Here is a 12,269-nt window from a genome sequence, read left to right as displayed (position 1 = left end):
TGCTGGTCGCTTTTCTCTCAAGCACGTATAAGCGGTTCTGGTTTTGCTACTATGAAAAACGTTTATGACATTCCCGGGGCTGGACTTTGACAATCCGTTTAAACCTGGCTTCGTAAGTTACCGGAGTTCTGAGTTATCGGAGTTCTGAACGAGGTGGCCGCTCGGCCTGAGGCATTCATTGGAGAAATCTATGCAAAACCGCAAGCTGGGACGTACCGGTCTCGAAGTAAGCCAGATCTGTCTGGGCACCATGACATGGGGTGAGCAGAATACCGAGCAGGAGGCCTTTGACCAGCTTGACCTGGCCATCTCTGAGGGCATTAATTTTATCGACGCGGCAGAGATGTACCCGGTGCCACCCCGGGCTGAAACCCAGGGCCTGACCGAGCGTTACCTGGGCAACTGGCTCAGCCGCCGGGGACGCCGGGATGACCTGATAATAGCGTCCAAGGTGGCCGGGCCAGGCAATGGCCTGAGCTACCTGCGCAACGGACCGCGCCTGGTACGAAACCAGATCAGGGAAGCCTGTGAGCAGAGTCTGAAGCGTCTACAGACCGATTATCTGGATCTGTACCAGGTGCATTGGCCCGACCGGAGCACGAATTTCTTCGGCCAGTTGGGCTATCGGCACAACCCGGATGAGGATGCGACGCCCATTGAGGAAACATTGTCTGCGCTGGCTGAGCTGGTTGCTGAAGGCAAGGTGCGGCACGTGGGGATCTCCAACGAAACGCCCTGGGGCACCATGACCTACCTCAAGCTGGCTGAACAGAGAGGGTGGCCAAGGCTGGCCAGCATTCAGAACCCCTACAACCTGCTTAACCGGACCTTTGAGGTTGGTGGTGCCGAGATCGCGCATCGGGAACAGGTGGGCTTGCTGGCCTATTCACCCCTGGCATTCGGTGTGCTGACCGGAAAATACCTTGATGGCCAGCAGCCGGAAGGTGCCAGGCTGACCCGCTATACACGGTTCAGTCGCTATGCTGGAGCGCGGGCCGAAGCGGCAAACCGGGCCTACGCTGCTCTGGCCCGCAGGCACAACCTGTCACCGACCCAGATGGCCCTGGCCTACGTAAACGACCGGGATTTTGTCACCAGCAACATCATAGGTGCGACCAGTCTTGAGCAGCTCCGGGAAAACATCGGCTCGGCCTCGGTGTGCCTGAACGACGACCTGTTGCAGGCCATAGAAGAGCTGCATTCCGAGTTCACCTACCCCTGTCCGTGATGTTCCGGGGGTGCGAACCCCCGGTTTACACGTGCTCACCTGGCCTTTACGCAAGTGTTCCGAAACCGGGTGACACGGAACCTGTTTGCAAAAGTTTACAAACAGCGCCTAAAAGTTGACAGAACGGCGTCGGTCCGTTGACAAAATTGCCGAGTAAGTGTGCGTAAAATCACAGTTAAAGGGCCTTTAAACGTTAGACTTTAGCCTGAGAGATCCCTACTATTCCTTCCTCAAATTATGGGTCAGGCCGGTTATGATTATTCGTCTTTTTCTACTGCTTCTTGTGCTGAACATGGTCGCCTTCGTGGTGCGGGCCGAGGCAGGTGAGCGAGCGACGATTGTGGCAGAGCTCTATCCTGAAGAACTGGAAGAGTTGCAGGAACGCATGTCCGGCAATTTCGACGACCAGCAGGAAGAAGATGTGATCACAACCCTGGGTTCCCGTTTGCTGAGCTGGCGCTTCAGCAAGAACCATGAAGGACGGCAATACGCCTCTTACGGAGCCACTCCGGACCATGGTCTGGCCTTGATTGAAGAAGGCGCCTGCCTTAATTTACGCTGGAACTTTTAACCTCTACCCAGCATTTGCTGTTTTGGCTTTGCTGCCTGACTGACTGATCCCGCCTGTTTCCCTGTTTGGCTATCCCCAGCCTCTGCATTGTCTGTTCCGTCCCGGCATGTGATCATTCACGCCTGAACCCAGCGCGTGGTGCGCTCGGAAATGTGCGTCTATCATTGTGTACACGGAGCGTGACCTTATGGCGGAAAGTCCAATTACGCTGGCAGACCCCGATGCCTGCATCGACAGGATTATTGATCAGGTCGGGAAAGAAATTGTGCTGGGGCTTCCGTTGGGGCTTGGCAAGCCGATTCATTTGGCGAATGCTTTTTATCGCCGCGCCTGTGACGACCCTTCAGTGAAGCTGCATATCGTAACGGCCATTTCGATGTTGGCGCCTGCAGGAAAATCGGCCCTCGAGAAACGCTTTCTCGAGCCGTTTGTCCAGCGACTGTTTGGCGACATTCCCCAGCTTGAATACGCTGCAGCGGTGACTAAGGGCAAGCTGCCAGACAATGTCAAAGTCTCCGAGTTCTTTTTCCGGGCAGGCAGTTTCCTGAATCATCGTTCACAGCAACAGAATTACGTCTGTACCAACTACACCCATGCGGTTCGCGACCTGATGAACCTGGGCGTCAATGTGGTTGCACAGATGGTTGCGCCCAGTGGCGAGGTTCCGGGCAAGAATCTGAGCCTGAGCTGTAACCCCGACCTGTCTCTCGACCTCATCATAGAGCTCGGCAAGGCCAGGGCTGACGGCAAGAGGATCGCGCTGGTAGGCGAGACCAATCGAAACCTGCCATACATGGCCCGTGACGCCGAAGTGCCATCCAGCAGCTTCGATATCCTGCTGGACAAACCCGCCCTGGACTACCCGCTGTTTCCGGTACCGCAGATGGCAATCAGCCCGTCCGATCACCTGATCGGCTTCTATGCCAGTACGCTACTGAAAGATGGCGGGACCCTTCAGGTGGGGATTGGCTCCCTAGGTGCGGCCGTGGTGCACAGTGCCATCCTTCGACACAAGCATAATCAGCAATGGCAGGCTCTGTATGCCGACCTCCAGATTGCCGAGCGCTACCCGGTAGCTGCGGAGTGGGGTGACAAAGGGGTGTTTGAGAAGGGCCTCTACGGCTGCAGTGAGATGATGGTGGATGGCTTTGTTCATCTGCTGGATGCCGGGGTTCTCAAGCGGGAAGTATTCGATCACGCTGGCCTTCAGGAACTGCTAAACCGAGGATTGATCGGGCAGGAAGTGACGCTTGAGATGCTTGATGCGTTGCGGGAGCATGAGCTCGTCGATTCACCCTTAAGGGCCCGGGATGTCCAGTGGCTCCAGCAATACGGCATTCTCGATCCTGGTGTGTCCTTCCGTGGGGGGCGCCTGGTGTTCGGAGATCATAGCCTTGAGCCTGACCTGGACGATGAGGAAGCGCGCCAGCGCCTGGTGGCGTTTGGCTTGGGGAAGCGGCTTCAGAGCGGCGTCGTACTCCATGGCGGCTTTTACCTTGGCCCGGCAGCCTTCTACCAGCGGCTGAGGGAGCTCACGCCAGCGGAGCAGGACAGCATCTGCATGACCAGTGTCAATTTCATCAATGACCTCTACAATCATCGACTGGGCGACCAACGACTGAAAACCGCCCAGCGCCAGCACAGCCGTTTCATCAATTCTGCCATGATGCATACTCTTAACGGGGGTGCTATCTCGGACGGGCTCGATGATGGTCGCGTGGTAAGCGGGGTCGGAGGACAGTACAATTTTGTCGCCATGGCCCATGAATTGCCTGGCGCCCGCTCGATCATATCCCTGCGCAGCACCCGTGAATCCGCTGGCAAAACCGTATCGAACATTGTTTTCAGTTATGGCCACTGCACTATCCCCAGGCACCTGAGAGACATCGTCATTACCGAGTACGGCATTGCAGACCTGCGGGGAAAGAGCGATGAGGAGGTCTACCTGGCCCTGATTCGCATTGCTGACTCCCGGTTCCAGCCCGGGCTCCTGAAGCGGGCCCAGAAGGCGGGCAAAGTATCGCAGTCATTCAGAATGCCGGCGGACTGGTGCCAGAACACACCGGGATTCGTGACCCGCAGCCTTCAGAAGGCCGGCCCGGAATGGTTTCCGGCGTTCCCGTTCGGCTCGGCCTTTACCGATACTGAACTTACCCTGGGCAAGGCCTTGCGAACCCTTAAATCTGCAACAAGTACTCGAAGTGGCAAGATCGCCACCCTCTGGCACGCCTTGCGGACCGATACCAATGCTCCGGAGCTGCAACCCTACCTGGAGCGGATGCAGCTGGCGCATCCCCACAGCCTGGGGGAGCGCATCAATCAGCGCCTGCTGATCCACGGCCTTCATAGCACCGGCAAACTATCAGATTCTGGGAGTCAGGAGACATAATGCAAAGACCCGCTGTATACACCGTTCATTACCGCCTCAAGAATCGCGCAGGCGAAGTGGTCGATACCTCGGAAGGGGGAGAGCCACTGTACTTCATGCAGGGCTCGGAAGGAGTTATCAAGGGCATTCAGGAAGCGGTTGTCGGACGAGGCCCTGGTGATTGCCTGGAAGTGACTGTTCCGCCCGAGATGGCCTACGGCGAGCATAATCCGGATTTTGTTCGTAAAGTCCCTCGTTCCGCGTTCGAGGGTGTCGAGGACCTGAAGGTGGGCATGACCTTTCAGACCAATACCGGCGAGCAGGCCCAGGTTGTCAAGATCGTCGCCATTGATGGCAATCTTGTGCACGTGGATGCGAACCATCCGCTGGCCGGCTTCACGCTCTACTTCGACCTTGAAATCATTCAGGTTAGGGAAGCCACTGACGAGGAATTGGCTCTCGATCGTCCCCAATAACCGGTGAGGCATGTCACACTCTGTAACCAGACGTGGCTTCCATGTATTTTTCCAAGCTGCATGTATGATTGCTGTTACAGGAAGTTGCCTGTATTGTCGCTAAGAAGAACTGGATTATCAGAAGCTTCGGTCTGGAAACTGATAACGAGTTAAACCGGGTGATGAGGGAACTGCAAGACTCGGCTATAACATGGGTCAGGCGGATCGCCATAAAGGGTCCCCTGTAACGGTAAAAACAAGATCAGAGATGGACGCGTGGAACAGACAAACGAGGGTTGGCGTATTCTCATCGTTGAAGACGATGAGAGACTTGCAGATTTAACGCGGGAGTACCTTGAGAGCAATGGTCTCACGGTAACCCATGAACCTCATGGTGGGCATGCCGTCGAGCGCATCAAGAACGAGCAGCCGGATCTGGTGGTACTGGATCTGATGTTGCCTGGTGAAGATGGCCTGTCCATCTGCCGCCGGGTACGTCCGTTCTTTTCGGGCCCGATTATCATGTTGACCGCCCGGACAGAAGATCTGGATCAGGTGCTGGGGCTGGAAATGGGTGCCGACGACTATGTTGGCAAGCCCGTCAAGCCAAGGGTGCTTCTTGCCCGCATTCGTGCGTTGCTGAGGCGGGTAACGGAAAATTCGAATGCCAATGAAGCGGCTGCCCAGAGCAAAGAGGAGCCGGTCAGGCTGCAGTTCAATGATCTGGTTGTTGACCGGGCAATGCGAGAGGCCTGGCTCAATGACGAGAGCATTGATCTGACCAGTGCCGAATTCGACCTGCTTTGGCTGTTGGCCAGCAGTGCCGGGCGGGTCCTGAGCCGGGAGGAAATCTTCACGGCGCTTCGCGGCATTGAATACGATGGTCAGGATCGTTCCATTGATGTTCGGGTGTCTCGCATACGGCCCAAGATCGGAGATGACCCTGTTCATCCCCGTCGTATCAAGACAGTGCGCAGCAAGGGCTATCTGTTCGTAAAAGAAGCCTGAATCTCCAGCTACTGGCGTCTGCCCTTGGCAGGCGTCCGTTTCCAGGGTGGGCCCCATGCCCCTGAAGTTCTTCCTGAAACTGTTCTTCCGGCTGGCCGGACTGATTCTGCTCGTGTGCGTGCTGAATGCGCTGCTCCTGACGGGAGTCAATTCTGTACGCCTTCAGGCCTGGCAGGAGCAGTTGCCAGCACCGCTGATGCGCTGGCTTACCGCTGTACCCGAGCCTCAGGCAAAATACCATTGGCTGCCAACCCTGTTCGACTTCCAGGCTCTGGAGCATGGCTCCCTGACGCTGTCCCCGGTGTTGAAAGAACGACTTCTTTACGGCCACGTTCTTACCCTTGATAGCCCCATAGGCCCGAGGGTTCTGGCCGCAGACCCCATGGGTGTAGTCTTGGAGATGCGTTTCAACGACCTTTACCAGGGTGTCTCTGAGGCAACGGGACTTATTGCCCTGGCACACCTGAACGCGGCTCTCCCGGCCGATCGCGAAGCGATTATGGACAACCTTGCGGTCGCGCTGGGAGTAGGTATTACGCGGGTCGACCATGCGGCCCAGGTCCCACCACCGGAAGTGCTCGGCCGGGTCATCGAGCGCAATATTGCGTATTACCAGGCTGATTCTGATAAGCGGGCCAAAGTGCTTTTGAGACTATCGGACGGAGAGCTTGTGCAAGTGACCGCGGCAGCTCCGTTCAACCCTTGGGCCTGGCCGGTCCTGTTGCTGCTGGTGCTTGTGGTAGTCGCGGTGCTGGCCCTTGGCCTTTGGTTGTTTCTACGCCGGGTTGACCATAATCTTCGCGCCGTTGAGTCGGTCGCGGTTCGTATTGCCCGGGGTGAAATGGATGCGCGGGTGGAAGCCACTGATCCGGCGATGGTCCCCAGGCTTGCTCTTGCGTTTAACAGCATGGCTTCGCATATACAGCGTCTGGTGGGCGTGCAGCGGGAAATGATCCACGCCGTGTCCCACGAGCTCAGGACGCCGGTGGCGCGGATCCGGTTCGGCGTCCAAATGATCGAAGACTGTGAAGACAGTGTGGCGCTGCAGAAGCAACTGGACGGAATTGACGGCGACATCCAGGAGTTGGATGAGCTGATCGACGAGATACTTACCTATGCACGTCTGGAGCAGGGCGGTCCTGTTTTTTCGCTACAGGAGCGCTCGGTTACCGATATTGTAAGACAGGTTGTGGACGAGCAGCGGCTGATCCACAGCGGTGTGGCCATTGAGGCCGTTATCCCCGAGCAGGCGGAGCGCTGGGCGCAATCTGATGTTGAGCCCCGGTATCTGCATCGGGCCATTCAGAACCTGGTAGGCAATGCAGCCCGTTATGCCGACAGCCGGGTGCGGGTCCAATGTCAGCTTGACGAGCATACCTGCCGTGTTGATGTGGAAGACGACGGCCCCGGCATTCCTGAGCAGGACTGGGAGAAAGTGTTTACGGCATTCGCACGGCTAGACGATAGCCGGACCCGGACATCCGGAGGCTATGGCTTGGGCCTGTCCATTGTCCGCCGCATTCTCTATTGGCACGGTGGCCAGGCCTTTGTTAATCGCAGCATCGAACTGGGAGGTGCCCGGTTCAGCCTTGTATGGCCGCGCAAAAAGCCCGATGACGATGAGGTGTGAACAGGGTCTCGCAGGCTCACCTGATGTAACAAAGTCACTACAGAACCACCACTGATGAAAGCCGCCGGACGGGCAATAATTCAAAGCGTAAGGGATGACTTTTGAGGTTGTAGTTCTTACGAACTTTCCTTGTTTCATTCGTCATTTAGGGGCCGGTTTTTCCGGCCCTTTTTTTATGCCTGCCGTTCAGGCCCGTGCAAAGGCAATAAGATGTTCTGCTTCAACTCGGACAGGTACCTGTTCACCCAGGTGAAAGTCCAGATGGCTGCGAAAGAGGGCTTCGAACTCGGTATCTTCCGATACCCTGAAGCGGTATAGGGTCGAAGTCCCGGCGAAGGTTTTCTCGATCACTTTCGGTTTCAGGTCCGAATCAGGATCGTAGACGATGTCGTCCGGTCGGATGAGCACATCCACAAGCGTACCCTCCGGCCAATGTGAGAGCCGGTTACCCTTGATCCGGCCCAGCTCCGAGTCAATCGAGTCATCCCTGGCAGTCGTGCCCGGAATGAATCCGCCCTGTCCGACAAAACCGGCCACGAAACGATTGGCAGGTTCGTGGTAGAGATTGTAGGGCACGTCCCACTGCTGTATTTCGCCGTCCTTCAGAACCGCCACCTGGTCGCACATGGCGAAGGCCTCCTGCTGGTCATGGGTAACCAGTATGGCGCTGATCCCGAGGGTCTTGAGGATGTCCCGGACGTCCAGGCTCAACCTGCGCCGCAGATCGGCGTCCAGGTTGGAGAAGGGCTCGTCAAGCAGTATCAGGGTCGGTTCTGGCGCCAATGCCCGGGCCAGAGCCACTCTTTGCTGCTGCCCACCGGAAAGCTCGTGGGGGAACTGATTGGCCAGATCCTGTAGGTGGACCAGTTTAAGCAGCTCAGAGACTTTCTGGCGACGGTCGGCCTTGCTTTGGTGGCGCAATCCGAAGCCGACATTGTCGGCAATACTGAGGTGTGGAAAGAGTGCGTAATCCTGGAACACCATGCCGATACGCCGCTTTTCGGGGGGCAAGCTACGCCCTGGCAGACTGATCACTGATTTTTCCAGGCGGATCTCACCATGGGTAATGCCCAGGAAGCCCGCCAGGGCCCTCAGGATCGTGCTTTTACCACAACCGCTGGGGCCCAGCAGACAGCCGATGTCACCCTGACCCAGGGCGAAGCTGACGTTATGGACAATGGTGTCGTCCCCATACCCGCAAGACAGGTGGTCGACTTCCAGCAGCCAGTCGGCGGGTATCATCTCGTCAAGGGCCATGGCCTATTCCAGCTCCCCTAGAATAAGGAATTCCAGCAGGGCCTTCTGGGCATGAAGCCGGTTCTCCGCTTCGTCCCAGACCACCGAGGCTGGATGTTCAAGCATATGCTCGGATATTTCTTCTCCCCGGTGGGCTGGAAGGCAATGCATGAAGATGGCATCCGGGTGTGCCATGGCCATGAGGTCCGGGTTTATCTGATAGCTGGCAAAGGTGCGTGCCCGGGTGGTCTGCTCGTCTTCCTGGCCCATGGAGGCCCATACATCGGTAACCAGCAGATGCGAATCACGTGCCGCCTCGTGGGGATCATTGAATACAGCGACGCGGTCGCCAGCCGATTCCAGCAACTGTCGGTCCGGCTCATAACCCGGGGGGCAGGCTATTCTGAGCTGGAAGCCGAACTGCTGGGCGGCGTTGACGTAGGAGTTGCACATGTTATTGCCATCGCCAACCCAGGTCACGGTGGCACCTCGAATGTCTCCTCTGTGCTCCCGGAAAGTCTGCATATCTGCCAGTAGCTGGCAGGGATGATAGTCATCGGTTAGAGCATTGATGACCGGGCAGTTAGCAACAGAAGCGAATCTTGTGACTGTCTGATGGTCGAATGTCCGGATCATCACCGCATCCGCCATACTGGAAATAACCCGGGATGAGTCTTCGATAGGTTCGCCCCGGCCAAGCTGGGTATCACGGGGAGACAGAAACAGTGCCGAGCCGCCCAGTTGGGCCATACCGGCTTCGAATGAGACCCGGGTGCGAGTTGATGACTTTTCGAAGATCATCGCCAACACGCGGTTTTTAAGGCTATCCCTGACGTTTCCGGCGCGCCAGTCCCGCTTGAGCTTGCTCGCATGGTCGAGGACGTCGTAGAGCTCGTCGGTCGAGAAGTCGTTCAATGTCAGGAAATGTCTTACTGGCATAGCTTTGCCTTTCATCAAGATATTAGAGAGTTGTTAATGGCTCGCGGATGTCGCTGACTCAGTGGCTGGTACCACGTCTGCCTTCAGGGGGAGGAGGCGTGCGGGGTCGCTGACGGTCATCTCCGGCGTAAAGCTTGATAATGCGGACCACCCGCTCAACCATGAAGTCCGCTTCTGCATCGGTTAGGGTCAGTGCTGGCAGGAGTCTTATGACCCGCTCCGAGGTTACATTCAGCAGCAGGCCCTGGGTTTTTGCCAGTGGCACCAGTTCCGGGCACTCCGACGTCATTTCGATGCCTATCATTAACCCCAGCCCTCTTATGGCCTTTACGTAATCAACGCCGCTGAACGCTTTTTCAAGCTGCGCGACAATGCGTGTACCCAGATCGCGGGCCCGTTGCATCAAGTGTTCGCTGTGCAGTGTGTCGAGAACCGCAAGGGCAGCAGCGCAGGCCAGAGCATTGCCGCCGAAGGTAGAGCCATGGTGCCCGGGCTTGAAAAGATGGGCTGCCTTTCCCCGGGCCAGGCAGGCTCCGATCGGGAAACCGTTGCCAAGGCCTTTGGCGGTGGTGACAATGTCCGGCAAGATACCAAAATGCTGGTAGGCAAACAGCTGGCCACTCCTGCCGTTACCGGTCTGGACTTCATCAAGCATCATCAGCCAGTGCTGTTGGTCACAGAGCTTTCGTACGTCCCGCAGCCATTGTTCGTCGGCGAGAATGAGGCCGCCTTCACCCAGCACGGGTTCCAGTAATACCGCCACCACGTTCCGGTTCGAGCTCGCCACTGCCTCCAGGGCGCCGATGTCGTTGAAGGGTACCCGGATGAAGCCGCTGACTAACGGTTCAAAACCCGCATGAACCTTGCGGTTGCCGGTAGCCGTCAGGGTGGCTAGGGTGCGGCCATGGAATGATCGCTCCATCACCACTATGGCAGGCGCATCAATTCCTCGGCCGTGACCGTAAAGTCGGGCAAGCTTGATGGCTGCCTCGTTTGCCTCGGCACCTGAATTGGCAAGAAAAACACCATCCATTCCGGAGTACGAGCAGAGCTCCTGGGCCAGTTTGTGCTGGATCGCAGTATGGAACAGATTGGAGCAGTGAAGGAGTTTCTCAGACTGGACCTGAATGGCCTTGGTGACGGCCGGGTGGGAGTGTCCGAGCCCCGAGACAGCGATGCCTGAAAAGGTATCAAAATACCGGCGCCCCTCGATATCGAACAGCCAGGGACCTTGCCCGTGATCAAAGATGATCGGCAACCGGCCGTACGTGTTGAGTAGCGGCTGATCCGCCATGGTGGGTCCCCGTGGTGCTTGTATGCCGAATCCCGGCCCATATCGTCAGAGATTTCGGAAGCAGCTGGCCCCGTCGTGACCGATTTCCGAAAACGACGACAGACCGGGTTGCGGACCGCACCGGCAAGATAACGTGACGGGAACTGCTCTGATAGCCCGAAAACCAGGCACGAATCCAAGTCTAGCGGTTAACCCTTATAATGACAATGGGATGGGCTACGGCGGGGCTGTGCCGCGCTTTCTGCCATTCACCCCTTCTCAGAAGAGGGTTGGAGAAACCAACCGTGCGTAAGGCGCTTGGTGCCGAATCGCCCCAGTGTGTACAATGAGTCAACGATAAAGATAAGTAAGCAGTCAATTTCGATACCGGTTGATTCAGAGGTAGGTGAAGCATGGACATTAACGAGACCATCAAGGGCCAGCTTGAAGAGAACCCGATCATTATCTACATGAAGGGCTCACCCCAGGCGCCACAATGCGGGTTTTCCGCCAAGACTGTGCAGGCGCTTATGTCTTGCGGCGAGCGCTTTGCATTCGTCAATATTCTTGACAACCAGGAACTGAGGGAAGGGCTCAAGGCCTACTCGAACTGGCCAACTTACCCCCAGCTCTATGTTGGTGGCGAGCTTGTCGGCGGGTGTGACATTGTCCTCGAGCTGGCTGAAAGCGGAGAGTTGGCTGAAATGGTCAAGGGCGCTGCGAACAAGGCAGAAGCTTGAGAAGGTAGCCTCCTGTCAGATCATTGGGGCAAATCGGGCTCAACCAGAAACCTGACTTGGTAGCGCAGCGCGCCAGAACGGTCCTCTTCAGGTGGTTCAGGGTAGGGGCTGGCTCTAAGGGCCGCCCTTACTGCTGACTGGTCGAGACCTTGATTGCCTGAACTGTCGGTTATCCTTGCATCTATTAACGTCCCGTTTGTCATCAATTCAACCTCCAGCTTTATGGGTTTCAGCTGTTTTCGGGCAGAGGCCGAAGGCAGGCGGACCGATGCCCTGCCCAGTTCGGCTGATATTTTTCGCGCCAGTTCAGCTTCATAATCCGTTTCTTTGTCTTCATCAGGCCCCACCTCGGTTACTTCTGCCTCGTCTTCACCAGTGACCGGGCTTGGTTTTCCTGCGGTGGATGGCGCCGCCTCTTTTGAGGCAGGAGCAGGAGCTTCAGTTGGTTTGTCCTCTGAGGGGGCTTCTGCGGAACCTGGGTGTCCGGTCGTCTCTGCTGGCGCAGGGGTTGGCAAAGTTAAGGGTTTTACAGCCTGGATAAGTTTGCCCTGGCGCCGTTCGTCAGGTTCAGGTTCATCGTTGGGGGCGGGTGCCGAGGCTGGGGATGCCTTGCTGGCGTTGGCACCTGCTGGCACTAGGATAAAGCTCAGCTCAGAAGTGTCCTGCGGCGGCTGCTCGGGGAGGTTCGATGCGATCAGTGCGCCTAGAAGAGAGTGGAAAAAAAGCGCGAGGGAGACGGCTAGAGCAATCCGGTACTTGGCCGGGATACTGTCTGGTTTGCCGGAATAGAGCATGGCGTTTCGGTCATCTCGGGTCTCAGG

11 protein-coding genes are annotated in these 12,269 nt (G+C 57.0%); 7 read left to right on the top strand and 4 right to left on the bottom strand.

The genetic code is table 11. The features are described from left to right. Positions 1-190: 190 nt before the first annotated feature. From G7W63_RS00765 to G7W63_RS00740, 6 genes are all read left to right on the top strand, one after another. Positions 191-1,228 (top strand): NADP(H)-dependent aldo-keto reductase, encoded by a 1,038-nt coding sequence (locus tag G7W63_RS00765; RefSeq protein ID WP_166251650.1) that lies wholly within the window; start codon positions 191-193, stop codon positions 1,226-1,228. A gap of 253 nt (positions 1,229-1,481) precedes the next feature. Next, entirely contained in the window at positions 1,482-1,799 is a 318-nt protein-coding gene (locus tag G7W63_RS00760; protein WP_166251647.1) for a hypothetical protein, read from the top strand. Between the two features lie 187 nt (positions 1,800-1,986). After that, on the top strand, positions 1,987-4,188 hold the full coding sequence (locus tag G7W63_RS00755; RefSeq protein WP_166251644.1) for an acetyl-CoA hydrolase/transferase C-terminal domain-containing protein: 2,202 nt from the start codon (positions 1,987-1,989) through the stop codon (positions 4,186-4,188). Next, positions 4,188-4,643 carry an FKBP-type peptidyl-prolyl cis-trans isomerase gene (locus G7W63_RS00750; protein ID WP_166251641.1) on the top strand — a complete coding sequence of 152 codons (456 nt, stop codon included), beginning with the start codon at positions 4,188-4,190 and terminating at the stop codon, positions 4,641-4,643. Before G7W63_RS00755 ends, G7W63_RS00750 begins: the two co-directional genes overlap by 1 nt. A 255-nt stretch (positions 4,644-4,898) precedes the next feature. Further along, positions 4,899-5,630 (top strand): response regulator, encoded by a 732-nt coding sequence (locus tag G7W63_RS00745; RefSeq protein ID WP_166251638.1) that lies wholly within the window; start codon positions 4,899-4,901, stop codon positions 5,628-5,630. Positions 5,631-5,685: 55 nt separating this feature from the next. Further along, positions 5,686-7,260 (top strand): ATP-binding protein, encoded by a 1,575-nt coding sequence (locus tag G7W63_RS00740; RefSeq protein WP_166251635.1) that lies wholly within the window; start codon positions 5,686-5,688, stop codon positions 7,258-7,260. A gap of 186 nt (positions 7,261-7,446) precedes the next feature. Here G7W63_RS00740 and G7W63_RS00735 read toward each other — a convergent pair whose 3' ends face one another. Genes G7W63_RS00735 through G7W63_RS00725 form a run of 3 tightly spaced genes read right to left on the bottom strand, consistent with a single transcriptional unit; the run spans position 7,447 to position 10,729 of the window. Next, on the bottom strand, positions 7,447-8,517 hold the full coding sequence (locus G7W63_RS00735) for an ABC transporter ATP-binding protein (protein ID WP_166251632.1): 1,071 nt from the start codon (positions 8,515-8,517) through the stop codon (positions 7,447-7,449). A 3-nt stretch (positions 8,518-8,520) separates the two neighbouring features. Further along, entirely contained in the window at positions 8,521-9,435 is a 915-nt protein-coding gene (gene argF, locus G7W63_RS00730; RefSeq protein WP_166251629.1) for an ornithine carbamoyltransferase, read from the bottom strand. 58 nt (positions 9,436-9,493) lie between these two features. Next, positions 9,494-10,729, bottom strand: coding sequence for an aspartate aminotransferase family protein (locus G7W63_RS00725; protein WP_166251626.1), 1,236 nt, complete (start codon positions 10,727-10,729; stop codon positions 9,494-9,496). A gap of 392 nt (positions 10,730-11,121) precedes the next feature. Between G7W63_RS00725 and grxD the strand changes: the two genes are divergently transcribed. Beyond that, positions 11,122-11,448 carry a Grx4 family monothiol glutaredoxin gene (gene grxD / locus G7W63_RS00720; protein WP_166251623.1) on the top strand — a complete coding sequence of 109 codons (327 nt, stop codon included), beginning with the start codon at positions 11,122-11,124 and terminating at the stop codon, positions 11,446-11,448. A 20-nt stretch (positions 11,449-11,468) separates the two neighbouring features. On the opposite strand, the gene G7W63_RS00715 is transcribed toward grxD, so the two are convergent. Beyond that, positions 11,469-12,242: an energy transducer TonB gene (locus G7W63_RS00715; protein WP_166251620.1), complete on the bottom strand. Its 774-nt coding sequence runs from the start codon at positions 12,240-12,242 to the stop codon at positions 11,469-11,471. Between the last annotated feature and the right edge of the window lie 27 nt (positions 12,243-12,269).

It is taken from the genome of Marinobacter salicampi (genome assembly GCF_011074795.1).
GTDB classification, from domain to species: Bacteria; Pseudomonadota; Gammaproteobacteria; order Pseudomonadales; family Oleiphilaceae; genus Marinobacter; species Marinobacter salicampi.
The sequence above is the reverse complement of the archived record's forward strand: the minus strand, read 5'-3'. Positions and strand labels throughout refer to the sequence as shown.